The organism is Achromobacter sp. 413638, assembly GCF_043119405.1.
Taxonomy (GTDB): Bacteria; Pseudomonadota; Gammaproteobacteria; order Burkholderiales; family Burkholderiaceae_B; genus Achromobacter.
Window position 1 is genome coordinate 1 of the sequence record NZ_JBICCO010000061.1, and the last position, 22,778, is coordinate 22,778.

Genomic DNA, 22,778 nt, shown 5'->3' on the forward strand with positions numbered 1-22,778 from the left:
CGAAAAAAGGGGAGGGTCAGGAATACCTCCCAACCTGCCCCTTGTCCGACCTGCCGAATCATTCATTCTGAAAGCAAAATGCCCGCAGATATGTGACAGTTCCCGCACGATGACGGCCATACAACAACCGTCCGTCCTCTCGGTTGCCCGAGGAAATATTTCGGCGTACAGTAAAATTCATGTTTGCTGGTCTGCCGATATCCGGGCCGACTGTGCAAACAAGCACTAGAGTGCGCAACATGTTCGATATCCTGGTTTATCTGTTCGAGAACTACTACACGCCGCAAGCCTGTCCCGCGGCCGACGTCCTGGCAAAGCGGCTCGCCGCGGCCGGCTTCGAGCATGAAGACATCGACGACGCCCTCGGCTGGCTGTACGGCCTGGCCGAGACCACCGAACGCTGCGTCGATCTCGCCCAGGTGCCCAACACCGGCACCCGGATCTACACCGACAACGAATACCAGCAGCTCGGCTCCGAATCCATCGGCTTCATTGCCTTCCTGGAATCGGCCGGCGTGCTACCCGCGCCGCTGCGCGAAATCGTCATCGACCGTGGCCTGGCGTCGCCCGAAACCCCGGTGCCGCTGGACAAGATCAAGATCATCGCCCTCATGGTGCTCTGGAGCCAGGAAGCCGAGATCGACAATCTGGTCCTGGAAGAGCTGCTGGACGACGAGGGCGTGCGGCGCCTGCACTGATCGCGGCCGCGCCTTGCCGCCCGCCCGCCGTTCTTCCCATTCCCTTTCCGGCGCCGCGCGCATGCGCGGCGCCTTGCCTTTTGCCCTGAGCTGATCTGTCCGTGACCTACGTCGGCCGCTTCGCCCCCAGCCCCAGCGGCCCGCTGCACGCGGGCTCGCTCGTGGCCGCGCTGGCCAGCTGGCTGGACGCGCGCGCCAGCGCCGGACGCTGGCTGCTGCGAATCGAGGACGTGGACACGCCACGCACCGTGCCGGGCGCCGCCGAATGCATCATGGCGCAGCTGCGGGCGCTGGGCCTGGACTGGGACGGCGAGATCATGTGGCAGTCGCGGCGCGGCGATGCCTACCAGGCGGCCTTTGACGCGCTGGCCGCGCGCGGGCTGATCTACGGCTGCGGCTGCACCCGGCGCGAGATCGCCGACTCGGCGCTGCGCGGCCAGACCGCGCCCGGCGCCGACGGCGAGCGGCCCTATCCGGGAACCTGCCGCCACGGCCTGCCGCCGGGCCGCGAGGCGCGCGCCTGGCGCCTGCGCATGCCGGACGGCGTGGAACGCTTCGAGGACCGCTGGCTGGGGCCGCAGGAGCAGGACGTGGCGCGGGCGGTGGGCGACATCGCCCTGCGCCGCGCCGACGGGCTGTGGGCCTATCAATTGGCGGTGGTGGTGGACGACGCCGCCCAGGGCGTCACGGACGTGGTGCGCGGCGCCGACCTGCTCAGTTCCACGGCGCGCCAGCGTCTGCTGGGACGGCTGCTGGACCTGCCGCTGCCGCGCTACATGCACGTGCCGCTGATCCTGGACGCCGACAGCGGCCTGAAACTGTCCAAGCAGAACGGCGCGCCGGCCATCAACACGAACGCTCCGCTGGCCGCGCTACAGGACGCCTGGCGCGCGCTGGGCTTCGAGACCCTCGACGGCGCGGCCGACCCGGCGGGTTTCCTGGCGCGGGCCACGGCGCAATGGGCGCGCCGCTTTCCGCCTCCGGGCGGCTGAGCTTGCGGGTTTCGACTTGCGGCTGGCGTCGCGCCAACACGACCGATTCCACTGCCGGATCAATAACTTACCAATAACGCGCGCGCCATGGCGGCGCGGATTGCCGCAACGTCCTCAAGACCGTCGCGGCAATCTTGTCTCCGCCGCCGCTACAGCGGCTGCAAATCCGCCCCCAGCATCCGCACCAGCAACGCTTCGCCGTTCTCGCCCACGCGCAATTCGCCGAACCGCGCGACTTCATAGCGCTTGGCCTGGCCCTCGGGGAAGAAATACGCATTGGTGACGATGCGCACGCCGTTGTCGCGCACGCGGTAGCGCAGCGGCACCTCGCCATCGGCGCGCGGCTGGGTGCCGGGCTGGATGCGCAGGACCTTGCCCACGCCGCGCTCGTCCTGCGCCAGCACCAGGTAGCCGTCCGGCTCATAGTTGAGTACCTCGTCCTGGGTCAGGGCCGGATCGCGCGAGCCGTCCTTGCGCAAGCGCGTGACCTCGCGGCCGGCGGCGAAGGTCAGCGCCATGTAGTCGCCCTGCATCAGCGAGCGCGGGTCCACCGGCGCCAGCTCCAGGATCACGACGCGGCCGCTGCCCAGCAGCTGCTCGCGCTGCCAGATGCTGCCATTGGCCACGGCCAGCACCAGTGCCAGCCCGCCCAGCACGCCCACCGTGCGCCAGCGCAGCGCCGCCGAAACCGGCGGCAGGATGGCGCGCGGGCCGTCCTCGCGAGTGCGCATCAGGCGCGGCACCAGCCACACCATGACGCGCAGGAAGAACAGCAGCAGGGCGCCACCGCCCAGCCAGACGGCCTTTTGCAGCAGCGGCACTTCCAGCTGGTAGTAATAGACGCCCAGGTAGACCAGCAGGCTGCCGACGCCGAACACGGTCAGGCTGCGCAGGCCCAGGCCGAAGCCCAGCAGCAGCCAGGCCAGCGCGAAGCCCACGCCGGGGCTGGGCAGCCAGAACAGCGCCAGGATCAGCAGGGCCAGCGGCACGCCCCACAGCAGGCCGGCCGTCAGCACGCGGCGGCGCGGCCACAGCACGGACAGCGCCGCGGCGGCCGGCAGCAAGGCGCCGGCAACCACCAGCACGGCCGAACGCGGGTTGACCGCCCACATGGCCGGCAGCTGCTGGGCGGAAATGCCGCCGGCCAGCCACACCATGCACTGCACCGACAGCAGGAAGGCCCAGGCCAGCGGCGCCAGCGCGCGGGCGCGCGGGCTGGCATCGCGACGGCTCAGACTGAAGGCCACCGCCGCGCCCCAGGCGCCGGTCACGGCGATGGGCAGCCACAGGAAGGCGGCGCGCGCGGAATCGAAGCGCCACAGGGCGTCGAACAGGTTCTCGTCCACCAGCGCTGGCGACAGGCCGCGCCAGATCAGCCCGGCGGCGGCGCCCGCGATCAGCAGGCCGCTGAGGAAGCGCAGGATGAGATCGGTACCCAGCACGTACACCGCCACGGCCAGGGCCAGCACGAACAGGCAGGCGTTGGTGAATGACGTGGAGTCTGATATTCCGAAAATGACCAGCAGCTCGCCGGCGAAGGCCATCGCCGTGCCGCACTGCCGCCAGAACGGACCGGCCTCGCTGCGCAACACGGCCACGCCGGCCGCGCACAGCACCAGCCCGGCGACCAGCGCGCCTTCCTGCGTGTTGACGATCTGGGACAAGCCGATGAACAGCAGCAGCAGCAGCGTCGCCAGCCAGGCGCTCAGGCCCAGCAGGCATTGCACGTACCAGGGCGCATCGGCGGCGGGCGTCGCGGGCGGAGTGACCTGGGCCACCGGCTCGCCGGCGGGGGCCGGGTCCACGGGATTGCCGGCCGAGGCGCTGGCGGGCTCGGCATCGGCCGCCGGCGCGGCCGTCTTGCCCTCGGCGGCCAGCCCACGCAGCCAGCGCGCGGCCCAGACCGCCTCGGCCATGAGCAGCGCGGCCAGGGGCAGCGCCGCCCAGGCGCCGGGCTCCAGCCGCAGCAGCCATTCCCCCACGACCCGCAGGGAGACGCAGATCACGCCGGCGGCCAGCATGGCCAGGATGACCAGGTCGCGGCGCACCTTCTGATAATAGAAACCCAGGCCCAGCGTGACCGCCAGCCAGGCGATGCTGCCAGTCGTGCTGCCGTAGCTGCGGCCGATGAAGAGGTCGGTGTACATCGTCGACATCACCAGCGCGCCGATGGCCAGCGCGGCCAGCAGGCGCGGACCGACCAGGGTGCTGGCGCGCCAGCGGCGCGCGGCCAGTTCCCAGCCCGCCAGCATCGCCAGGTTCAGCCCGGCCATGATCAGGGCGGGCAGGTGCGTCGCGCCCAGGATGCCCCACCAGCTGAAGACCCGCTCGCCCAGCCACAGGGCCATGGCCACGTTGACGACCAGGGCCCACAGCAGCCAGACCACCTGACTGGCCGCGGCCAGCGCCCAGGGCAGCAGCAGCACGGCCCACCAGGCGAACAGTTCCCAGGTATCGGCGCCGGTCTGGTATGTTTGGCCCAGCAACGCGAGCAGGGCGCCCAGCAGGATGCCGGCCAGGGCCAGCAGGGCGCCGGGGATGGCGCCGCGCGCGCCGGCGGCGGTCCGCAGGCGCAATCCGGCCCAGGCGGCGGCCAGCGCGCAGACGGCCAACAGGGTCTGGGCGCCGGCGAATCGCTGGACCTTGCTCATGTCCTGCCAATTGGCCGCGACCCAGCAAATGGCCGCGCTGCCCAGCAGCAAAACGCCCAGCCAGAGGGTGCTTCGCGCCAGGAATTGACGCCAAGCGTGCAGTTCGGATCCCGCTTGCCTTTCAGTGCCGACTTGCATGTCGAGAATCTCCGATCTTATTATCCGCGCTACTAAGGCGGGTCCGCCGCCACTGGATACACATGAATAAAACGCTGATTATTGCCGAGAAGCCCTCGGTGGCCCTTGATATATCACGCGCCTTGGGAGGCTTCGCGCGCGAGGGCGACTATTTTGAAAGCGAACGTTACGTACTGGCTTCCAGCATCGGCCATTTGCTGAGCCTGGTCGCGCCCAACGATCCTGTCAAAGGGAAGTGGAGCTTCACGCACCTGCCCGTCATTCCGCCTGAATTCGAGCTGGGCCCCACGGACAAGAAATCAGCCGAACGCCTGAAACTGCTGGTCCGCCTGGCCAAGCGCAAGGACGTGGACGCCATCATCAACGCCTGTGACGCCGGGCGCGAGGGCGAACTGATCTTCCGCTACATCATTCAGTATGCCGGCGTGAAGAAGCCGATCCAGCGCCTGTGGCTGCAGTCCATGACCCAGGCCGCGATCCGCGACGCCTTCGCCAACCTGCGCGACGACGTCCAGCTCAAGCCGCTGGAAGCGGCCGCGCGCTCGCGCGCCGAGGCCGACTGGTTGGTCGGCATCAACGGCACGCGCGCCATGACCGCCTTCAACAGCAAGGACGGCGGCTTCTTCAAGACCCCGGTCGGCCGGGTGCAGACGCCCACGCTGGCCATCGTGGCCGAGCGCGAGGAACGCATCCGCGCCTTCGTGCCGCGCGACTACTGGGAGGTGCGCGCCCAGTTCGTGGCCGCCGCCGGCCTGTACGAAGGCCGCTGGATCGACCCGGACTTCAAGAAGGACGAGCGCGACCCGGAAAAGCGCGAATCGCGCCTGTGGTCGCAGGCCGCCGCCCAGAGCGTGGTGGCGGCCTGCCGCGAACAGCCCGGCAGCGTGACCGAGGAATCCAAGCCCTCGACCCAGATGTCGCCGGCCCTGTACGACCTGACCTCGCTGCAGCGCGAGGCCAACGGCCGCTTCGGCTTCTCGGCCAAGACCACGCTGGCGCTGGCCCAGACCCTGTACGAACGCCACAAGGCGCTGACCTACCCGCGTACCGACTCGCGCTACCTGCCCGAGGACTACCTGAACACGGTCAAGGAAACCATGCGCGCGCTGGCGCAGGGCGGCTCGAACGCCGTCGGCGGCCTGGCGCGCCATGCCGGCACCGTGGTCGGCGAGGGCTGGGTCAAGCCCAACCGCCGCATCTTCGACAACAAGAAGGTGTCGGACCACTTCGCCATCATCCCCACGCTGCAGATCCCGCATGACCTGAGCGAGGCCGAGGGCAAGCTGTACGACCTGGTGCTCAAGCGCTTCCTGGCGGTGTTCTTCCCCGCCGCCGAATACCGCGTCACCACCCGCATGACCGAGGTGCAGGGCCATCGCTTCCGCACCGACGGCAAGGTGCTGGTCGCCCCCGGCTGGCTGGCCGTCTACGGCAAGGAAGCCCAGGGCGAGGACGCCAACCTGGTGCCGGTGGCCGACGGCGAGACCGTGCGCACCGAGGACGTCGAAGCCGTGGGCCTGACCACCAAGCCGCCCGCGCGCTACAACGAAGCCACGCTGCTGTCGGCCATGGAAGGCGCGGGCAAGCTGGTCGACGACGAAGAGCTGCGCGAAGCCATGTCCGAGCGCGGCCTGGGCACGCCGGCCACGCGCGCGGCCATCATCGAAGGCCTGCTCAACGAAAGCTACCTGCGCCGCGAAGGCCGCGACCTGGTGCCCACCGCCAAGGCGCGCCAGCTGATGACGCTGCTGTCCGGCCTGGACGTCACCGAACTGACCTCGCCCGAACTCACCGGCGAATGGGAGCACAAGCTCAAGCAGATCGAGCAGGGCGGCCTGGGCCGCGAGGCCTTCATGCGCGAGATCGCGCAGATGACGCAGGTCATCGTCAAGCGCGCCAAGGAATACGAGCGCGACACCGTGCCGGGCGACTACGCCACGCTGCGCACGCCCTGCCCGAAGTGCGGCGCCGTGGTCAAGGAAAACTACCGGCGCTTTGCCTGCACCAGCTGCGATTTCTCGATCGGCAAGCACCCTGGCGGGCGCACCTTCGAACTGCCGGAAGTCGAGGAACTGCTGGCCAAGCGCGAGATCGGCCCGCTGCAAGGCTTCATCAGCAAGATGGGCCGGCCCTTCGCCGCCATCCTGCGCATCAGCGACGAGTTCAAGCTGGAATTCGACTTCGGCCAGAACGACGAGGACGACGCCGAAGCCGTGGACTTCTCCGGCCACACGCCGGTCGGCGCCTGCCCCAAGTGCGCGTCGCGCGTGTTCGAGCACGGCATGAGCTACGTCTGCGAGAAGTCCGTGGGTCCGGCCAGGACCTGCGATTTCCGTTCGGGCAAGGTCATCCTGCAGCAGGAAATCTCGCGCGAGCAGATGGAAAAGCTGCTGACCGAGGGCCGCACCGGCCTGCTCGACGGTTTCGTCTCCAGCCGCACCAACCGCAAGTTCAAGGCCTTCCTGGTGCGCCAGCCCGACGGCAAGATCGGCTTCGAGTTCGAGCCCCGTCCTGAAAAGCCGGGCCGCGCGCCGGCCAAGACGGCCAGCAAGACGGCGGCGACCAAGACGGCCACCAAGACGGCCACGAAAACGGCCGCCAAGAAAGCCCCGGCCAAGAAGGCGGCGGTGAAGAAGACCGCGACCAAGACCGCCGCCAAGAAAACGGCCAAGAAGACCGCGGCCTGAGCCGGAACGATCGGCAGCCATTGAGGAACGCCCGGGAGACCGGGCGTTTTTCATTGGCGGGCCGCTTGCGACAGGCGCATGACAAACGCCCGGAACCCCGCCGTATTGCGGTATTGTTTACCCCGCTGTACCGCACACGACCGAAGAGGACGACATGACCGCAAGCCCCCGCTCCCCCGCCCGCCGCCGCATCCTGACCGCCGCCGGCGCGCTGGCCGGCCTCAGCCTGATCGAGGGCCGCGTGGCGCTGGCCCAGCCCAAGCTGGGGCGCGTGGTCTACGGGCAGGGCAGCATCGACCCCTTCTTCGCGGCCGGCTATGTGGCGCTCAAGCGCGGCTATTTCGGCGAGGCCGGGCTGGAGGTCGAGTACCTGAATTCCCAGAGCGGCCCGCGCACCAATCAGCTGCTGGCCGCCGGCCAGATCGTGTTCGGCGCCACCGCCGCCACCGCCGCGCCCGCGCTGACGCTGGCCGGCAAGCCGGCCACGCTGGTGTTCGGCTTCGACCGCAAGCTGACCTACGCCAACGTGATCGTGCGGCGCGAGGACTACGACAGCGGCAAGATCAAGTCGCTGAAAGACCTGGCCGGCAAGCGCGTGGGCGCGACCCAGCCGCAGTCCAGCACTTGGCTGATGGCGCTGTACCTGATGCAGAAGGCCGGCGTGGCCGACAAGGTGGACATCCGCCCGCTGGGCGACCTGGCCACCATGCTGGGCGCGCTCAAGACCGGCTCGGTCTCGGCCAGCATGGCCACCATGTCGATGATGGAGCAGGCCCGCCAGGAGGGCTGGGGCGTGCCGATCTTCGACGCCACCACCGAGGCCTCGTGGAACGAGTTCATGGGCGGCGACGTGCCCGGCATCGCCGCGCTGACGCTGGCCGACACCATCCAGAAACGCCCCGAAACGGTGCAGGCCTTCGTCGGCGCGCTGGTCAAGGCGCAGGATTTCATCAGCGCCCATGACGCCGCCGCCATCACCGAGGCGATCTACGACGACTATCTCAGCGCCTTCCCCAAGAGCGCCATCGAGAAAACGCTGGGCGTCTACAAGCAGACCGTGTTCCTGTCGGACAACCTCATCACCGAGGACGCCTACCAGCGCATGAGCGCCATCATGGGCGACGGCCGCCAGTTCTCGAACGACGAGCTCAAGACCGTGCCGTACTCGCGCTGCGTCGACATGAGCTTCGTGCGCCGCGCCCGGGGCCTGTAATGATCGAGCTGGACCGGGTCGGCAAGGCGTACCCCGCGCGCCAGGGCGTCACGCATGCGGTGGGCGAGGTCAGCCTGACCATCGGCGCGGGCGAGTTCGTGTCCATCGTCGGCCCCTCGGGCTGCGGCAAGAGCACGCTGCTGAACATGATCGCGGGCTTCCTGCCGCCCACCGCCGGCGAGATCCGCGTGGACGGCCAGCGGGTCAACGGCCAGGTGCCGCCCAGACTGGGCTATATCTTCCAGAAGGACACGCTGCTGCCCTGGTTCAGCGTCCGGAAGAACGTGGCCCTGGGACTGAAGTTCCAGGGCGTGGCGCCCGACCGGATCGCCAGCCGCGTGGCCGAGCTGCTGGAGCTGGGCCATCTGGCGGACTTCGCCGACGCCTATCCGCACCAGCTCTCTGGCGGCATGCGGCGGCGCGTGGCGCTGTTGATGAGCCTGGCGGTGGAGCCGCGCATCCTGCTGCTGGACGAGCCCTTCGGCGCGCTGGACACGCACACCAAGACGCACCTGCACCGCGAGCTGATCGAGATCTGGCGCACGCTGGGCCAGACCATCGTGATGGTGACGCACGACCTGGACGAGGCCATCACGCTGTCGGACCGCGTCGTGGTGCTGTCCGGACCGCCCAGCCGCGTGCTGCTGGACGAGCGCATCGCCATCCCGCATCCACGCGACGTGTTCACGCTGCGCGAGACGCCGCAGTTCACCGCCCACGTGCAAAGCCTGTGGAGCGTGCTGGGCCAGCAGTTCCGCGCCGCCGCCTGAGACCGGACGCCATGACTTCCGCGACGACTCCCCGCCATGAATCCGCCCCCGCGCCGCAGGACCCGCTGCGTCTGGACCGCCGCGCGGCCATCGCCCGCCGCGTCCGCGTCACGCTGTGGCAGGTGCTGATCCTGGCCGTGATCCTGGGCGCCTGGGAGACACTGACGCGCATTCCCTGGTTCACGCAGAACACCCTGTTCGATCCCTTCTTCATCAGCCAGCCCTCGCGCGTGGCCGTGCGCCTGTGGGAATGGCTGCAGCCCGGCCCACGCTCGGTCTGGCCGCATCTGTGGCTGACGCTGCAGGCCACGCTGATCGGGCTGGCCGTGGGCGTGGGCAGCGGCTTCCTGGTGGGCATGACGCTCAGCCGCAGCCGCTTCCTGGCCGATGTGTTCAATCCTTACATCGTGGCCCTCAACTCCATGCCGCGCATCGCCTTCGTGCCGCTCATCACCATGTTCTTCGGGCTGGGGCTGGCGTCCAAGGTGGTCACGTCCTGGTTCGTGGTGTTCTTCCTGGTGTTCTTCAACACCTACAAGGGCGGGCGCAGCGTGGAGCGCGAGCTGGTGGACTTCTGCCGCACGCTGGGCGGCTCGCCGCGCCAGATCCTGTGGCGCGTGCGCGTGCCGACCGCCGCCGCCTGGACCTTCGCCGCGCTGCCCAACGCCATCAGCTTCGCGCTGATCGGCGTGGTGCTGGCCGAGTTCGTCGGCTCCACCACCGGCATGGGCTACCTGATGATCACCGCTTTGGCCACGCTCAACGCCACCGACATGTTCGCCGCGGTCACGCTGCTGTCGCTGGTGGGGATCGCGCTGGTGTATTGCGTGACGTGGCTGGAGCGGCGGCTGCTGCACTGGGCCCCGGAATTCCGCGAATGAGCGGGCCCACCCCCGAGGCGCTGCGCGCCTCCCCCCTCAAGGGGGCGCCGCCGCGGACCGGCGAAGCCGGATCCGCGCGGCCCCGGTCGGGGGGAGCCTGCGATCCAACAAGCACGACGTTTCTTCCCGGTTCCCGTTCCCAGCCATAGGCGAATGACATGAATACCCTGCCTTATCTGCGCAACTTCGAACTCGGCGGCCAGGTCGCGCTGGTGACCGGATCGGCCCGTGGGCTGGGTCTGTGCATCGCGCGGGCGCTGGCCGGCTGTGGCGCGCGCGTGCTCATCAACGGCCGCAATGCCGCCGCGGCCGAGGCGGCCGCCGACGCGCTCAGGCGCGACGGGCTGGACGCGCACGCGCTGGCCTTCGACGTGGCCGACGACGCCGCCATGGCGCAGGCTTTCGCCCGCATCGACGCCGAGCATGGCCGGCTGGACATCCTGGTCAACAACGTGGGCGCGCGCAACCGCAAGACGCTGGCCGACACCACGCCCGCCGAGATCCGCGAATTGATCGACACCGACCTGGTGGCCGGCCTGCTGCTGTCCAAGCTCGCGGCCGAGCGCATGGTGCGCCAGGGCGGCGGCCGGCTGATCGCCATCACTTCCGTGGTGGGCGAATTCGCGCGCGCGGGCGACGCCGTCTATCCGGCGGCCAAGCAGGGCCTGACCGGCATGATGCGGGCGCTGGCGGCGGAGTTCGGCGGGCGCGGCATCACCAGCAACGCCATCGCGCCGGGCACCTTCGCCACCGAGACCAATGCCGCGATGATTGCCGACCCCTCGGTCGGCCCGCGCGTCGCGGCGCGCAATCCGACGGGCCGCTGGGGCGAGCCGGAGGAAATCGCCGGCGCCGCCGTGTTCCTAGCCTCGCGCGCCGCGTCCTATGTCAACGGGCACGTGCTGGTGGTGGACGGCGGACTGTCGATCCAGTTCTAAGGGAACGCGCCGCCACACTGCGCGCTGCGCGCTTGCTGCCCCCCAAAAGGGGGCCGTCCTTCCTCGGGGCGGGCGGAAGAACGCTCCCGCCCCCGCTTCAGCTCGTCTCGTCCTGGTACCAGACGCCTTCGGCCAGCATCATGCGCTGGTGGCCGTGGCCGGCGGGCATCATGGGGAAGCAGTTTTCCTGCGCGGCCACCGCCACGTCCAGGAAGTAGGGGCCGTCGTGGGCCAGGCACTCGGCCAGCGCGGCGTCCAGCTGGGCCGGATCGTCCACGCGCGCCGCGCCCCAGCCGAAGGCGCGCGCAAGCGCCACGAAGTCGGGCAGCGAGGCGTTGTAGCTGTGGCTGTAGCGGCCGCCGTGGATCAGCTCCTGCCATTGCCGCACCATGCCCATGTAGCCGTTGTTGCACAGCACGACCTTGACCGGCGTCTGGTGCTGCATGGCGGTGGACAGTTCCTGGATGTTCATCAGCACGGACGCGTCGCCGCTGACGCAGACCACGGTCTTGTCCGGGTGCGCGATCTGCGCGCCGATGGCGGCGGGCACGCCGTAGCCCATGGTGCCGGCGCCGCCCGAGGTCAGCCAGCGATTGGGCCGGTCGAAGCGCAGGTATTGCGCGGCCCACATCTGGTGCTGGCCCACGTCGGTGGAGACGACGGCGTCGCGGCCGTCCAGCGCGGCGTTCAGGCGCGCCATCAGGTGCTGCGGCAGGATGGACTCGGCCGAGGGCGTGTAGCCCAGGCAGTCCCGGGCGCGCCAGGTAGCGATGCGGTCCCACCAGGGTGCGAGCCGCGCCGGGTCCAGCGGCGCGTCACCCAGCTCGGCGCGCAGCGCCTGCACCAGCGGCAGGCAGTCGCCGACCAGCGCCACGTCCACGCGCACGACCTTGTTGATCGAGGCGGGGTCGATGTCGATGTGGATCTTGCGCGCGTGCGGACAGAATTCCGAGAGCTTGCCGGTGATACGGTCGTCGAAACGCGCGCCGATGCAGACCACCAGATCGGCGTTGTGCATGGCGAGGTTGGCCTCGACCGTGCCGTGCATGCCCAGCATGCCGACGAACTGCGGGCTGGACGCGGGAAAGGCGCCCAGGCCCATCAGCGTCAGCGTGCAGGGCGCGCCGGTGTGGCGCACCAGCTCGGTGAAGGCGGCGCAAGCCTCGGGGCCGGCGTTCACCAGCCCGCCACCACCATAGAAAATAGGACGCTTGGCTTGTGCGATCAGCGCGGCGGCGCGGCGCACGGCCGACTGCGGCAGCTTGGGGGCCAGCTTGCCGGCCTGTCGGCGCGCGCGCAGCGCGGCCAGCTTCTGCTGCGAGGGCGCTGCCGGCACGTCGATGTCGGCGTCATGCGGCACGGCCAGCTGCACGTCCTTGGGGAAATCCAGCAGCACCGGGCCGGGCCGGCCCTGGCGCGTCAGTTCGAAGGCGCGGCTCACCACGGCGGCCACGTCGTCCACCGCGCGGACCTGGGTGTTCCACTTGGTCACCGAGCGCGAGATGCCGATGGCGTCGCATTCCTGGAAGGCGTCGGTGCCGATCGCGGCCGTGGCCACCTGGCCGCTGATGCACAGCACCGGGATCGAATCGCACATGGCGTCCAGCAGGCCGGAGGTGGTGTTGGCCATGCCCGGACCAGACGTCACGAAGACCACGCCGGTGCGGCCGGTGCTGCGGGCATAGCCCTCGGCGGCATGGACGGCGGCCTGCTCGTGACGCACCAGCACATGGCGCAGGCGCGGCTCGGCGTAGAGCGCGTCGTACAGCGGCAGCACGGCGCCGCCGGGGTAGCCGAAAATCGTGTCCACCCCATGCGCGATCAGCGTGTCCAGCAGGATCCGGGCGCCGTTGGCGGCGGGGCCGGCGGCCGGGCGCGAGGCGGTGGAATCGGCGTCCGGCAGGACGGCAAGGGCGGCGGAGTGGAGGCGATCGTTCATGCTGACTATCTTATTCGTGGATGGGAAGAATTTTTATCTTCTTTTCCACAGATAACGGCCATACGGAGTAAATTCATCTTCAACATGGAGAATTTGAAGAAAATGAACCTGGACAAGTTCGACCTGGCCATTCTGAAGGTGCTGCAACAGAACGCGCGCGCCAGCCTCAACGACATCGGCGCGGCCGTGGGCCTGTCGTCCACGCCCTGCTGGAACCGGATCAAGCGCATGGAAAGCGCCGGGGTGATCCGCGGCTACACGGTGGACATCGACCCGGCCAGCCTGGGCTTCATGGACACGGTGATCGTGCACGTCACGCTGGAAAGCCACAGCGAGGAAACCCTGTACGAATTCGGCCGCGCCCTGGCCCAGATTCCCGAGGTGCTGGAGGCCTTCCTGGTGTCGGGCGACTACGACTATTACATCCGCATCGCCGTGCGCGACACGCGGGACTACGAACGCCTGCTGCGCGAACAGCTGTACCGGATACCGGGGATCCGGCACAGCAAGTCGTGCTTTGTGCTGCGGCGGCTGAAAGAGACGATGCTGCCGCTGACGGGCGCGGCGAACGCGCCAAATGCCGCAAACGCGATTTGAACTCGCCTGATGCCCGATGACGGACGCAGATTAGTAGGCCAATTCCCTCTGGTGCCGAAACGCCAGGATATAGATCGCGTCTTCCGTGATGTCGTAGTAATACAAGGCCAAATACCCTGAATTTCCGAATGAAATCACCAGTTCACGCAGCACCGGCAGATCCAGAACGGGGCGTCCCACATATGGCGACACCTTCAAGAGCCCAAGATGGGAAGCAATAGTCTGGCTGGCTTGCTTGACGGCGAACGGCGCCCTTGCAGTCAAGAATTCCTGGCAACGCTTCAAACCCCGCAATGCACTTGCCGAAACGATTATTTGTGGCACGCGGGTGCCGGCTGTTCGTTGTCCGTGCCCCAGGTGCGCAACCAGGCTTGAACCTCTTCGCCGGTCACATGCAGACCGTCTTGCTGGAACGCCGTCCAGGCGGCCTCGGCTTCCCGCAAGAATTGTTCACGAGTAAGACGCTGACTAGCCGGGAGCCCGGCGTCTGTATTCAGTGCAGTATCCAGTTTCGGAAAAACCATGACTGAGCCTCCAAGGGTATATGACCTCAATTTAGCCAGGAAAACCCCAGGCATCCATTGTGGATGACCGCAAGCTGGCCCCCTACCTCAGCACATAATCCACCGGCACCGCCGGCTCCGGCAGTGGCCGCACACCCAGACCTTCCAGCAGGTCGATCTCGATGACGCGCGCCAGCGCGGACAGGGGCAGGTCGTTCTCGTCCTTGCCGAAGGGGTCTTCCAGTTCGTCGCCCAGCGCGTCCAGGCCGAAGAAGGTGTAGGCGATGATGGTGACCGCCACCGGGGTCAGGTATTCCAGCGCGCCCACCAGCCCGAAGGGCAGCAGCAGGCAGAACAGCCAGGCGGTGCGGTGCAGCAGCAGCGAGTAGGCGAAGGGCGAGGGCGTGAACTTGATGCGCTCGCAGGCGGCCTGGATGGCGGCGCAGGCGGCGGCGCGCTGGGTCAGGGCCTGGTAGAGGATGTCGGTCAGCTCGCCGCGCCGCAGACAGGCGGCCAGGTCGCGGTTGATGGCCAGCAGCAGCGCGTCCGGCACGTTGCGGCAGCCGGCCAGGGTTTCGGCCTCGTCCAACTGCACCCAGGGCCGGGCGGCGGCAAGGGCGTCCTCTTCGCGCAGGCGCGCGGCCAGCGCGTAGGCGAAGCCGATGCAGCGGCGCACGATGCGCTCCTGCACCGGGTTGGCGGTGCTGGCGGCCAGCAGCACCGCGCTTTCGCGCGCCAGGCTGCGGCACTGGACGATGAGTTCGCCCCATTGCTTGCGCGCTTCCCACCAGCGGTCGTAGCAGACGTTGTTGCGGAACCCCATGAACACCGACAGCGCCAGGCCGAACAGCGAGAAGGGCACGGCGGACAGGTGGGCCGGCGAGAACATGCGGTCGTGGTACATCCACACGACCAGGCCGGCCAGCAGGGTGATGACGAGAATGCGGCTGAAGATGCGCGGAATGATGGAGCCGCGCAGAATGAAGAACAGGGCCAGCGCGGAAGGACGCGGACGGACGATCATGATGGGGTGGGAAGGAAAGGCGAGATGGAAAGAGGAACCGGAAACGAAAACCGGAAAGCAGATACGCGGCGCGCTCACTATACGCCTGTCAAACCGTCATGGACGCGCCGATATAATTCTGTTTCGTTTCATCGCCCCCAAAGGCCCGCAGCCCCATGACCACCGCCTCCGAAGACACCCCCATCAAGCCCTGGCACGCCGTCCGCCGCTCCAAGCTGCACGGCAACGGCGTCTTCGCCGCGCGCAAGATCCCCGCGGGCACGCGCATCATTGAATACGGCGGCCAGCGCATCAGCGCCAAGGAAGCGGACCGCCGCCATCCGACCAATCCGGACGACCCGTTCCACACCTTCTTCTTCGCCCTCAGCTCGGGCCGCGTGATCGACGGCGGCGACGAAGGCAACGACGCCCGCTGGATCAACCATTCCTGCGAACCCAACTGCGAGGCGCAGGAAGGCAAACACGGCAAGCGCGTCTATATCGTGGCCGTGCGCGACATCGCGCGCGGCGAAGAGCTGTCCTACGACTACGGCCTGGTGCTGGACGGCCGCATCACCAAGGCGCTGCGCGACGGCTACCGCTGCCTCTGCGGCACGCCGCCGTGTCGCGGCACCATGCTGGCTCTGTCGGACAAGCAGAAGAAGAAGGCGCAGAAGAAGCTGGCCGAGGCCAGGCAGGCCGAGGCGCAGCCCGTGGCCAAGAGCGCGGACGCGCCCACGAAAAAACGGGGCGGTTCGAAGCAAGCGGTGAAGCCGGGCGCCAAACAGGACGCACTGTTGGACGCAAAGCCGGACGCCAAACCCGCAGCCAAGCAGGACGCGCCCGCGCAAGCGGACGGCCAGGCCGCCACCAAGCCGGCGCGGAAACCCGCCCGCAAGCCGGCCGAAGCCACTGCCCAGCCGGAAGCAGCCCAGTCCAAGTCCCCCGCCGCCAAGCGCCGCGCCACGCACAAGACCGCGCCGGTTCCGTCCCCCGCCTGAAACCCCACCGGCGGCAGGCGTATTGCCCCGTCCCGCCCCGGCAGGCGTACAATCAGCCGGTCGTTAACACGACATGCAGTACGTCTTCAGGGCGGGGTGAAATTCCCCACCGGCGGTATGCCACGCAATGTGGCGAGCCCGCGAGCGCCCGGTGTTCCCCAGGAACGCCGGGGTCAGCAGACCTGGTGAGATGCCAGGGCCGACGGTCATAGTCCGGATGAGAGAAGATGTGCCGGCACATACTCGGCTGCCCGGGCGCTTGCGTCCGGCCAGCGGTTTTCTGTTCGGCTGTCGCATAGCCCTGAAACGTTTTTCGCCCACTTTTTCCGCGAGAGCGTTTCACATGTCCAATACCAATCCGCAGCAATCCCTTCCCAGCCTGGCTTCCCAGCCGTTCGAGGCCCGCTTGCAGCGCGCCCTGCATCACCTGCGCCTGGGCCGTCCCGTCATCCTGATGGACGACTTCGACCGCGAGAACGAGGCCGACCTGATCGTCGCCGCCGACAAGCTCACCGTGCCCGTCATGGCGCAGCTGATCCGCGACGGCAGCGGCATCGTCTGCCTGTGCCTGCCCGGCGAGGCGCTGGACCGCCTGGGCCTGCCGCCCATGGTGCAGAAGAACGAAAGCCGCCACGCCACCGCCTTCACCGTGTCGATCGAGGCGCGCGAGGGCGTGAGCACCGGCGTGTCGGCGGCCGACCGCGTCACCACCATCCGCGCCGCCGTCTCGCCCACCGGCCAGCCCGGCGACATCGTCAGCCCCGGGCACGTGTTCCCGCTGCGCGCCCAGCCCGGCGGCGTGCTGACGCGCCGCGGCCACACGGAAGGTTCGGTCGACCTGGCCGTGCTGGCGGGCCTGCGTCCGGCCGGCGTGCTGTGCGAGCTGATGAACGCCGACGGCACCATGATGCGCGGCGCCGCGCTGGAGCGCTACGCCGCCCAGCACGGCCTGGTGGCGCTGACCATCGCCGAGCTGGCCGATCATCTGCAGAAGCTGCGCGACGGCCAGGCCACGCCGGTCGACGATGAAGTGCTGGAGATGGCCGCCACGGCCTGATCCGGCGCGCCACACCGGCGCGGCCCGGCCTTCAGGCCCGGACCGCGCCGATATGAACACCCGACCAGCACCAAACCCGCCGGTGTCGATGCCGCAGCCGACACCGACCGGGGCCGCTGCCGGCGCTGACCAAGGCCAATGCCCGCGCCGCGACCCGCCGCGCCGGCATCCTTCCCCCCCAGGCGATGCGCGTTCAGCGCTGCCCGTCGTGCGCCGACACCGCTTCCCGGGTCAGCCCGCCCAACCGTGAATGCACGCGGCCGCCCGTGCCCATGACCAGCGCGAACAGGATCTCGCCCGGCCTGGGCGCATCCTGGATGCCGATCTCGATGCTGTTGAAGTGGCTGCGCACATAGGACGCGTGGATGTAGTGCACCGGCACCATCATGCGGTAGCCAGCCACGGCCACCGCCTTGACGGCCGGCACCATCGCCTTCGGCTCGCCCAGCACGCTGCGCATGGCCCAGCCGCCGGCCTCGTGCCAGACCGCGCCATGCTCCATCTCGCCGTCCAGCCCGACGATGGCGGCCTTGCTGTAGACCTCGATGCTGTCCTTACCCAGCGTGTCGACCAGCTCGGTCGCCAGCAGCGTGCCCAGCCCGCGCAGCTCGGCCATGAAGGGCATCAGGTCCGGCTCGTAGCGGCCGGCATAGGGATTGCGGATCACGGCGCAGGACGCGGCCAGCTTCAGCGGCACGGCCGGCGGCGGGCCGTACTCATGGAACGTGGTTTCGACGATGAGGCAACGCTTGCGGATATCGATCAGGGACATGGGATGGGCTCCGGGAACAGGGTGGAATGCGGGGATGGCATGCGGCGACGGCGCGTCCTTCATTGCGGCTCGATGCCGGTTTCCTTGACGATGGCGGCCCATTTGTCGATCTCGGCGCGCACGAAGGCGCCGAATTGCGCGGGCGTCTGGGTTTTGACGGAAAGGCCCTGCGCCGCGTAGGCGTCCTTCAGCTCGGCCTTGCCCAGCGCCTTTTCCAGCGCGGCCGCCAGGCGCCGGGACACGGGCTCGGGCAGATCCTTCGGACCCATCAGGCCGAACCACACGGTCAGGTTGAAGCCGGGCGCGCCGCTCTCGTTCAGCGTGGGAATGTCGGGCGCCAGCGGGAACCGTTCCGGCGTGCTGACGCCATAGGTCTTGACCTTGCCGGCGCGCGCCTGCTGCAGGCCGTTGGCCAGGTCGGTGAAGGTCAGGTCTACCGTGCCGCCGATCACGTCGGTCAGCGCCTGCGGGCCGCCGCGATAGGGCACGGCCGTGACGTCGATGCCGCCCATCCGCGCCCACTTGGCGCCGAACACCTGCGCGCTGCCCGAGCCGTAGGCATAGGTCAGCTTGCCCGGATGCCGCGCGCCGTAGGCGTACAGCTCGGCCACGCTGGCGCCCGGCAGGCGCGGCGAGCCAACCAGCAGATAGGGCGTCTCGGCCACGGCGCCGATGGGCGACAGGTCGACGGCCGGATCGTAGGGCAGGTTCTTGAACAGGCTGACGCCGCTGGCGGCCGTGGACACGCCGACCACCACCACGGTGTAGCCGTCCGGCTTGCTGCGGGCCACGTCGTGCGTGCCGATGATGCCGTTGGCGCCGGGCTTGTTCTCGACCACCACCGGCTGCCCCAGGTCGTCGGCCATGGCCTTGCCCAGGCTGCGCGCCACCACATCGGTGATGCTGCCCGGCGGAAAGGGCACGACCATGCGGATGGGACGGTCGGGATAGGCGGCCCGCGCCGGGTGCATGACAGCAAGGGCGAGCAGGGCCGCGCCCAGGCCGGCCGCCAGCCGCCGCGCGGCGATGATGGGTTTCATGGCTGTCTCCTGTTGATGTGTTCTTGTCGCCACGACGGGCAGCGCCGCTACGCCAGATGCGCCGCCAGGTCGGACGCGTTCAGCCGCTCCAGGTATTGGTGGATCCGCGTGTTGTCCACGCCCGGCTCCATCTCCGCCAGCGCGCGCTGCCACAGTCCGGCGCACAGCGACAGCTGCTCGGCGCGCACGCCGGCATGCGCCTGCAGCGCGTCGGCGGTGCGCAGGTCCTTGGCCATCAGCGCCAGCGCGAAGCCGCCGGCGTAGCTGCCCGGCACGATGAACTGGCGCAACTTCGTTTCGGTGGCGACGTTGCGGCCACTGGAGGCATTGAGCACGTCGGTGAACACATCCAGGTCCAGGTCCATGCGGCGCGCGATCAGCAGCGCCTCGCTGGCCGCCAGCAGGCCGGCGGCGTAGACATAGTTGTTCAGCGCCTTCATGGCATGGGCCGAACCGACCGCGCCGGTGGGAATCAGCGTGGCGCCCATGCGCGACAGCAGCGGACGCGCGCGCTCCAGGTCGGCGGCATCGCCGCCCGCCATGATGGCCAGCGTGCCGGCGGCGGCCTTGGCCACGGCGCCGGAAACGGGCGCGTCGACCAGCGCCAGCCCGGCCGCGCGCAGCAGCGGCGCCAGCCGCAGCGTCTGCGCGGGATCGGACGAGCCCATGTCCAGCAGCAGGGCGCCGGGGCGCAGCAGCGTCATCAGCCCGGGACGGCCCGGCGCGCCCTCGATCACGGCATTGGTCACGGCGCTGTCGGGCAGCATGGTGATGACGATGTCGCAGCCGGCCAGCTCGTCCAGGCTCCCGGCCCCGCGCAGCGTGCGTCCCCAGGCGGGATGCGCGTGCAGCCGCGCCAGGCGGGCCGGGTCGCGGTCATGGGCCAGGATCCGGTCATCCGCATCGGCCCGCGCCAGGTTCTCCAGCATCGGCAAGCCCATCATTCCCAGTCCGACGAATCCGATTTCCATGCCCATGCCTTCCGCTTATCGATGATGCCTTTTCCCGAACGAAAGGCGCATGGGGATGCTACCGGCTGTGGATTTGCACGGCCTATGCTAAGTTGGCCGGGGGATATAACAAACGATTATCGAGACAGGACGGAAAGCGCCATGCGCTTCAAGCTCAGGCAGATGGAGGTGTTTCGCGCGGTCATGCTGACCGGCTCGATGAACGGCGCGGCCAAGCTGCTGTTCGTGTCGCAGCCCGCCGTCAGCCGGCTGATCGCCCATGCCGAGCAAAGCCTGGGCCTGCAGCTGTTCGCGCGCGACAAGGGCAAGCTCACGCCCACGCCCGAGGCGCAGCGCCTGTTCGAGGAAGTCGGGCCGCTGTTCGAGGAAGCGCTGCGCATCGACGAGCTGGCGCGCGACCTGGCCGCCCGGCCCGAGGGCGCGCTGACGCTGTGCGCCAGCCCCAGCCTGGCGCTGAACTTCCTGCCGCCGGCCATCGCCCGCTACCTGGAGCTGCACCCCGGCGTGCGGCTCAAGTTCCACACCACGCTGCTGGCCGACATGGCGCACGAGCTGCTGGGCCGCAAGGCCGAGCTGGCGATCTCGGTGCTGCCGGTGGACCACCCCAACCTGGTGGTCGAACCGCTGGCCACGGGCGAGATGGTCTGCATCCTGCCGGAAGGCCATCCGCTGGCCGCGCAGCCGCGCGTGAGCCTGGCGCAGCTGGCGGCCTGCCGGCTGGTGCTCTACAGCCGCAACATCCCCTTCGGCCAGCTGGTGGCGGCGGCATTCCAGCGCTCCGGCGTGAGCTGGAGCGCGGCGGTCGACATCATGCGCGCCGAGGTCGCCTGCGCGCTGGTGCGGGCGGGCGCCGGCGTGGCCATCGTCGACCAGTTCTCGGTGGGCGGCCAGGGCTGGCCCGGCGTGGTGGCGCGGCCGCTGCGCGAATCGATCCCGCTGTCGCTGAGCCTGGCGCGCTCGCGCTTCGAGCGGCCCAGCCGGCAGGTGCAGCGTTTCGTGCGCCTGATCAAGGAGCATGTGCGCGGCCTGCCGGACCTGAAAACACCGGGATAGCGCTTGCCGCCGCCCGCCGTCGCGACGGCCGATATGCAAGGAAGTCCTTCAAAAGGAAAGGGGGGAGCGGGACGGCGCGATGCCCGCCTGGGCGATGGCATAATTCCGGGACTCGCGCGCCCCGCGGGCACAGAAAAATTTAATGAGCCACAGCTCGCATTAGATACACGCATCACCCGGCCTTCATGACATCCATCCCGCAGCCCCGAAAAGCGCCGCGCCAGCAGCGCTCGCAACAGACCGTCGACGCCATCCTGCAAGCCACCGCCCGCGTGCTGGCCGAACATGGCTACGCAGGCACCAACACCAACCTGATCGCCGAAACCGCGGGCGTGAGCGTGGGTTCGCTGTACCAGTACTTCCCGAACAAGAACGCGCTGATCGCCGCCCTGCACGACCGCCACGACCGGCAGATGCTGGACCTGATCGACCAGACGCTGGAGGCCAATCCCGCCGCCACGCTGCGCGACCGGGTCGCCGCCATCGTCGGCGCCATGCTGGGCGCGCACCTGCTGGAACCGGCGCTGCACCGCGTGCTGGAACGCGAGTTCCCGCTGTTCGACCAACCGCGCGAGCACAGCCTCGCCGACCAGGACATCCACCGCCGCATGCGGCACCTGCTGGAATTCCACCGCGACGAGATCGCGCAGCCGGACCGCGATCTGGCCACCTATGTGGTGCTGCGCATCATGGAATCGCTGGTGCACGCGGCCGCGCTGGAGCCGCCGGCCGGCTTTTCGTCGGCGCAATTGGAACAGGCCGTGGCGGACGCCATCATGGGCTATCTGAGCGTGCCGGCGCCGGCTGCCCGCAAGCGGGCCGCGCCGCGCAAGGCGGGCTGAGACAGGCTGCCGCCGCCAGCGTATCCAGGAAGCGGGACGCCAGTTCCGGCGCGCTCGACACGTCCAGCCTCGCATAGGCGTTCTTGCGATGCGTCTTGACGGTCTCGATGCCGATCTTGAGCTTTTGCGCGATCTCCTTGGAGCAATAGCCCCTGAGAATCAGGCCGACGATCTCGGCCTCGCGCGGCGACAGCCTTTCCCGCAAGCCGCGCATGCCGGCCAGGCGCAGGCCGTCCCGCGACGCGCATTCGCGTTCCGCTAGCCATGAGGCCAGATGCCGCCTGAACAGCGACTGGACCAGCGGGAACACGCCATCCAGCCGCGCGGCCTCGTCGCGGGTGAACCGCGCGCCGCCATGACGATACAGGCCCACCTGCAAGGTGCGCGCGCCGGCCAGGCGCACGCTCAGGTCCAGCTCCTTGAGCGTGGCGGGAAAGTCCCGGGTCAGATAGCCGATCTCTTCGTCGCGGCTCAGCCGGATGCTGTCGCAATCGCGCTCGGGCCGGCGCAGGAAGGTCGAGCGGCACAGCTCGGGCAGGAAATGGACGCCGCTTTCGATGCCCCGCAGGTGATGCTGGAAGAACGGGTGATAGCGGAACGTGCCGCCCGAGTAGCGATGCAGCGAGCGTTCCGGCGCGCCGGGCGGGAAATTGCTGTGCAGGCAGGCGGGCGCGGCTTCCCCGTCGTAGAAGAACACGGCATACAGGTCGAACGGCACCAGCGTTTCCAGGCGCTCCAGCAGCAAGGCCGGGAAGTCCTGCCGGTCCAGGGCGTCGACGAGCTGGCTCATGTGATCGATAGTCATCACGGCGGACATGCGGGGCCTCCGGCGCGGGATGGATTCGCGGATTCCCGAGCATGCCAAATCGCGGCAGGGGCGGCAATGCCGCGGGTGACGCAAATAGATCCACCCATGGATCCGCCGCCGTTCATTCGTCCGATTCTTCATGCGGTCGCGACGCCGCGCCGCTTGCACGGCCCGCGCGCGCCATCCCCCCAAGAGGGGATTACCGCTCCCATGCCCGCTTGCTA

At 69.0% G+C, this 22,778-nt stretch carries 20 protein-coding genes, 1 pseudogene and 1 riboswitch; of the genes and pseudogenes, 12 read left to right on the forward strand and 9 right to left on the reverse strand.

The window, feature by feature from the left end; translation table 11 throughout:
* Nucleotides 1–239 precede the first annotated feature (239 nt).
* Together ACEU5R_RS21725 and gluQRS are read left to right on the forward strand one after the other, a co-directional pair.
* A complete protein-coding gene (locus tag ACEU5R_RS21725; RefSeq protein ID WP_103271884.1) occupies nt 240–698 on the forward strand; it encodes a DUF494 family protein in 459 nt (152 codons plus the stop codon).
* A gap of 101 nt (nt 699–799) precedes the next feature.
* A complete protein-coding gene (gluQRS, locus tag ACEU5R_RS21730) occupies nt 800–1,690 on the forward strand; it encodes a tRNA glutamyl-Q(34) synthetase GluQRS (protein ID WP_392411560.1) in 891 nt (296 codons plus the stop codon).
* 149 nt (nt 1,691–1,839) lie between these two features.
* Here the strand turns inward: gluQRS and ACEU5R_RS21735 are convergent, their stop codons facing one another.
* The gene (locus tag ACEU5R_RS21735; protein ID WP_392411561.1) at nt 1,840–4,479 is read right to left on the reverse strand and encodes a GDYXXLXY domain-containing protein; all 2,640 of its coding nucleotides are present in this window, start codon (nt 4,477–4,479) and stop codon (nt 1,840–1,842) included.
* 62 nt (nt 4,480–4,541) lie between these two features.
* Between ACEU5R_RS21735 and ACEU5R_RS21740 the strand changes: the two genes are divergently transcribed.
* The 5 genes from ACEU5R_RS21740 to ACEU5R_RS21760 all read left to right on the forward strand — a co-directional run bounded on the left by ACEU5R_RS21740 (nt 4,542) and on the right by ACEU5R_RS21760 (nt 10,968).
* Complete coding sequence (locus tag ACEU5R_RS21740; protein WP_392411562.1) at nt 4,542–7,166, forward strand: DNA topoisomerase III; 2,625 nt, start codon at nt 4,542–4,544, stop codon at nt 7,164–7,166.
* Between the two features lie 154 nt (nt 7,167–7,320).
* Nucleotides 7,321–8,379 (forward strand): ABC transporter substrate-binding protein, encoded by a 1,059-nt coding sequence (locus ACEU5R_RS21745; protein WP_103271880.1) that lies wholly within the window; start codon nt 7,321–7,323, stop codon nt 8,377–8,379.
* On the forward strand, nt 8,379–9,149 hold the full coding sequence (locus ACEU5R_RS21750; protein ID WP_103271879.1) for an ABC transporter ATP-binding protein: 771 nt from the start codon (nt 8,379–8,381) through the stop codon (nt 9,147–9,149). The genes ACEU5R_RS21745 and ACEU5R_RS21750 overlap by 1 nt, the downstream gene beginning before the upstream one ends.
* A gap of 11 nt (nt 9,150–9,160) precedes the next feature.
* Nucleotides 9,161–10,030 carry an ABC transporter permease gene (locus ACEU5R_RS21755; RefSeq protein WP_392411563.1) on the forward strand — a complete coding sequence of 290 codons (870 nt, stop codon included), beginning with the start codon at nt 9,161–9,163 and terminating at the stop codon, nt 10,028–10,030.
* Nucleotides 10,031–10,188: 158 nt separating this feature from the next.
* Complete coding sequence (locus ACEU5R_RS21760) at nt 10,189–10,968, forward strand: SDR family oxidoreductase (protein WP_212315350.1); 780 nt, start codon at nt 10,189–10,191, stop codon at nt 10,966–10,968.
* Between the two features lie 97 nt (nt 10,969–11,065).
* On the opposite strand, the gene ilvB is transcribed toward ACEU5R_RS21760, so the two are convergent.
* Nucleotides 11,066–12,916, reverse strand: a complete 1,851-nt coding sequence (gene ilvB, locus ACEU5R_RS21765) for a biosynthetic-type acetolactate synthase large subunit (RefSeq protein WP_392411604.1) — start codon at nt 12,914–12,916, stop codon at nt 11,066–11,068.
* 93 nt (nt 12,917–13,009) lie between these two features.
* On the opposite strand from ilvB, the gene ACEU5R_RS21770 reads away from it, so the two are divergent.
* The gene (locus ACEU5R_RS21770; RefSeq protein WP_392411565.1) at nt 13,010–13,504 is read left to right on the forward strand and encodes an Lrp/AsnC family transcriptional regulator; all 495 of its coding nucleotides are present in this window, start codon (nt 13,010–13,012) and stop codon (nt 13,502–13,504) included.
* A 30-nt stretch (nt 13,505–13,534) separates the two neighbouring features.
* On the opposite strand, the gene ACEU5R_RS21775 is transcribed toward ACEU5R_RS21770, so the two are convergent.
* From ACEU5R_RS21775 to ACEU5R_RS21785, 3 genes are all read right to left on the reverse strand, one after another.
* Complete coding sequence (locus ACEU5R_RS21775) at nt 13,535–13,828, reverse strand: type II toxin-antitoxin system RelE/ParE family toxin (RefSeq protein ID WP_392411567.1); 294 nt, start codon at nt 13,826–13,828, stop codon at nt 13,535–13,537.
* Nucleotides 13,816–14,028, reverse strand: coding sequence for a hypothetical protein (locus ACEU5R_RS21780; RefSeq protein WP_392411569.1), 213 nt, complete (start codon nt 14,026–14,028; stop codon nt 13,816–13,818). Before ACEU5R_RS21780 ends, ACEU5R_RS21775 begins: the two co-directional genes overlap by 13 nt.
* A gap of 82 nt (nt 14,029–14,110) precedes the next feature.
* Nucleotides 14,111–15,031, reverse strand: coding sequence for a bestrophin family protein (locus tag ACEU5R_RS21785; protein WP_103271875.1), 921 nt, complete (start codon nt 15,029–15,031; stop codon nt 14,111–14,113).
* Between the two features lie 155 nt (nt 15,032–15,186).
* Between ACEU5R_RS21785 and ACEU5R_RS21790 the strand changes: the two are divergent.
* Both ACEU5R_RS21790 and ribB read left to right on the forward strand, forming a co-directional pair.
* Nucleotides 15,187–15,684: pseudogene (locus ACEU5R_RS21790) on the forward strand (SET domain-containing protein); the annotation flags it as partial.
* A 405-nt stretch (nt 15,685–16,089) separates the two neighbouring features.
* A riboswitch (FMN riboswitch) is annotated at nt 16,090–16,244 on the forward strand.
* 110 nt (nt 16,245–16,354) lie between these two features.
* Entirely contained in the window at nt 16,355–17,068 is a 714-nt protein-coding gene (ribB, locus tag ACEU5R_RS21795; RefSeq protein ID WP_103271874.1) for a 3,4-dihydroxy-2-butanone-4-phosphate synthase, read from the forward strand.
* 193 nt (nt 17,069–17,261) lie between these two features.
* Here the strand turns inward: ribB and ACEU5R_RS21800 are convergent, their stop codons facing one another.
* From ACEU5R_RS21800 to ACEU5R_RS21810, 3 genes are read right to left on the reverse strand one after another with little or no spacing between them, the layout of a single operon-like run.
* Nucleotides 17,262–17,840 (reverse strand): amino acid synthesis family protein, encoded by a 579-nt coding sequence (locus ACEU5R_RS21800; protein WP_392411571.1) that lies wholly within the window; start codon nt 17,838–17,840, stop codon nt 17,262–17,264.
* Nucleotides 17,841–17,899: 59 nt separating this feature from the next.
* Nucleotides 17,900–18,880 (reverse strand): Bug family tripartite tricarboxylate transporter substrate binding protein, encoded by a 981-nt coding sequence (locus ACEU5R_RS21805; RefSeq protein ID WP_392411573.1) that lies wholly within the window; start codon nt 18,878–18,880, stop codon nt 17,900–17,902.
* Nucleotides 18,881–18,927: 47 nt separating this feature from the next.
* Complete coding sequence (locus ACEU5R_RS21810; RefSeq protein ID WP_392411575.1) at nt 18,928–19,857, reverse strand: NAD(P)-dependent oxidoreductase; 930 nt, start codon at nt 19,855–19,857, stop codon at nt 18,928–18,930.
* Between the two features lie 135 nt (nt 19,858–19,992).
* On the opposite strand from ACEU5R_RS21810, the gene ACEU5R_RS21815 reads away from it, so the two are divergent.
* The gene (locus tag ACEU5R_RS21815) at nt 19,993–20,904 is read left to right on the forward strand and encodes a LysR substrate-binding domain-containing protein (RefSeq protein ID WP_392411576.1); all 912 of its coding nucleotides are present in this window, start codon (nt 19,993–19,995) and stop codon (nt 20,902–20,904) included.
* A 185-nt stretch (nt 20,905–21,089) separates the two neighbouring features.
* The gene (locus ACEU5R_RS21820; RefSeq protein WP_392411579.1) at nt 21,090–21,746 is read left to right on the forward strand and encodes a TetR/AcrR family transcriptional regulator; all 657 of its coding nucleotides are present in this window, start codon (nt 21,090–21,092) and stop codon (nt 21,744–21,746) included.
* Here the strand turns inward: ACEU5R_RS21820 and ACEU5R_RS21825 are convergent.
* Nucleotides 21,679–22,563 carry a response regulator transcription factor gene (locus ACEU5R_RS21825; RefSeq protein ID WP_392411581.1) on the reverse strand — a complete coding sequence of 295 codons (885 nt, stop codon included), beginning with the start codon at nt 22,561–22,563 and terminating at the stop codon, nt 21,679–21,681. The two genes, ACEU5R_RS21820 and ACEU5R_RS21825, sit on opposite strands and share 68 nt — an antisense overlap.
* Nucleotides 22,564–22,778 lie beyond the last annotated feature (215 nt).

Excerpts from the sequence above, each read along its gene's own strand:
- ACEU5R_RS21770 (WP_392411565.1), top strand. The coding sequence starts at position 13,010 with ATGAACCTGGACAAGTTCGACCTGGCCATTCTGAAGGTGCTGCAACAG.
- ACEU5R_RS21740 (WP_392411562.1), top strand. The coding sequence starts at position 4,542 with ATGAATAAAACGCTGATTATTGCCGAGAAGCCCTCGGTGGCCCTTGAT.
- ACEU5R_RS21810 (WP_392411575.1), bottom strand. The coding sequence starts at position 19,857 with ATGGGCATGGAAATCGGATTCGTCGGACTGGGAATGATGGGCTTGCCG.
- ACEU5R_RS21780 (WP_392411569.1), bottom strand. The coding sequence starts at position 14,028 with ATGGTTTTTCCGAAACTGGATACTGCACTGAATACAGACGCCGGGCTC.
- ACEU5R_RS21820 (WP_392411579.1), top strand. The coding sequence starts at position 21,090 with ATGACATCCATCCCGCAGCCCCGAAAAGCGCCGCGCCAGCAGCGCTCG.
- ACEU5R_RS21735 (WP_392411561.1), bottom strand. The coding sequence starts at position 4,479 with ATGCAAGTCGGCACTGAAAGGCAAGCGGGATCCGAACTGCACGCTTGG.
- ACEU5R_RS21805 (WP_392411573.1), bottom strand. The coding sequence starts at position 18,880 with ATGAAACCCATCATCGCCGCGCGGCGGCTGGCGGCCGGCCTGGGCGCG.
- ACEU5R_RS21785 (WP_103271875.1), bottom strand. The coding sequence starts at position 15,031 with ATGATCGTCCGTCCGCGTCCTTCCGCGCTGGCCCTGTTCTTCATTCTG.
- ACEU5R_RS21755 (WP_392411563.1), top strand. The coding sequence starts at position 9,161 with ATGACTTCCGCGACGACTCCCCGCCATGAATCCGCCCCCGCGCCGCAG.
- ACEU5R_RS21750 (WP_103271879.1), top strand. The coding sequence starts at position 8,379 with ATGATCGAGCTGGACCGGGTCGGCAAGGCGTACCCCGCGCGCCAGGGC.
- ACEU5R_RS21800 (WP_392411571.1), bottom strand. The coding sequence starts at position 17,840 with ATGTCCCTGATCGATATCCGCAAGCGTTGCCTCATCGTCGAAACCACG.
- ACEU5R_RS21745 (WP_103271880.1), top strand. The coding sequence starts at position 7,321 with ATGACCGCAAGCCCCCGCTCCCCCGCCCGCCGCCGCATCCTGACCGCC.
- ACEU5R_RS21725 (WP_103271884.1), top strand. The coding sequence starts at position 240 with ATGTTCGATATCCTGGTTTATCTGTTCGAGAACTACTACACGCCGCAA.
- ribB (WP_103271874.1), top strand. The coding sequence starts at position 16,355 with ATGTCCAATACCAATCCGCAGCAATCCCTTCCCAGCCTGGCTTCCCAG.
- ACEU5R_RS21760 (WP_212315350.1), top strand. The coding sequence starts at position 10,189 with ATGAATACCCTGCCTTATCTGCGCAACTTCGAACTCGGCGGCCAGGTC.
- ACEU5R_RS21815 (WP_392411576.1), top strand. The coding sequence starts at position 19,993 with ATGCGCTTCAAGCTCAGGCAGATGGAGGTGTTTCGCGCGGTCATGCTG.
- ACEU5R_RS21825 (WP_392411581.1), bottom strand. The coding sequence starts at position 22,563 with ATGTCCGCCGTGATGACTATCGATCACATGAGCCAGCTCGTCGACGCC.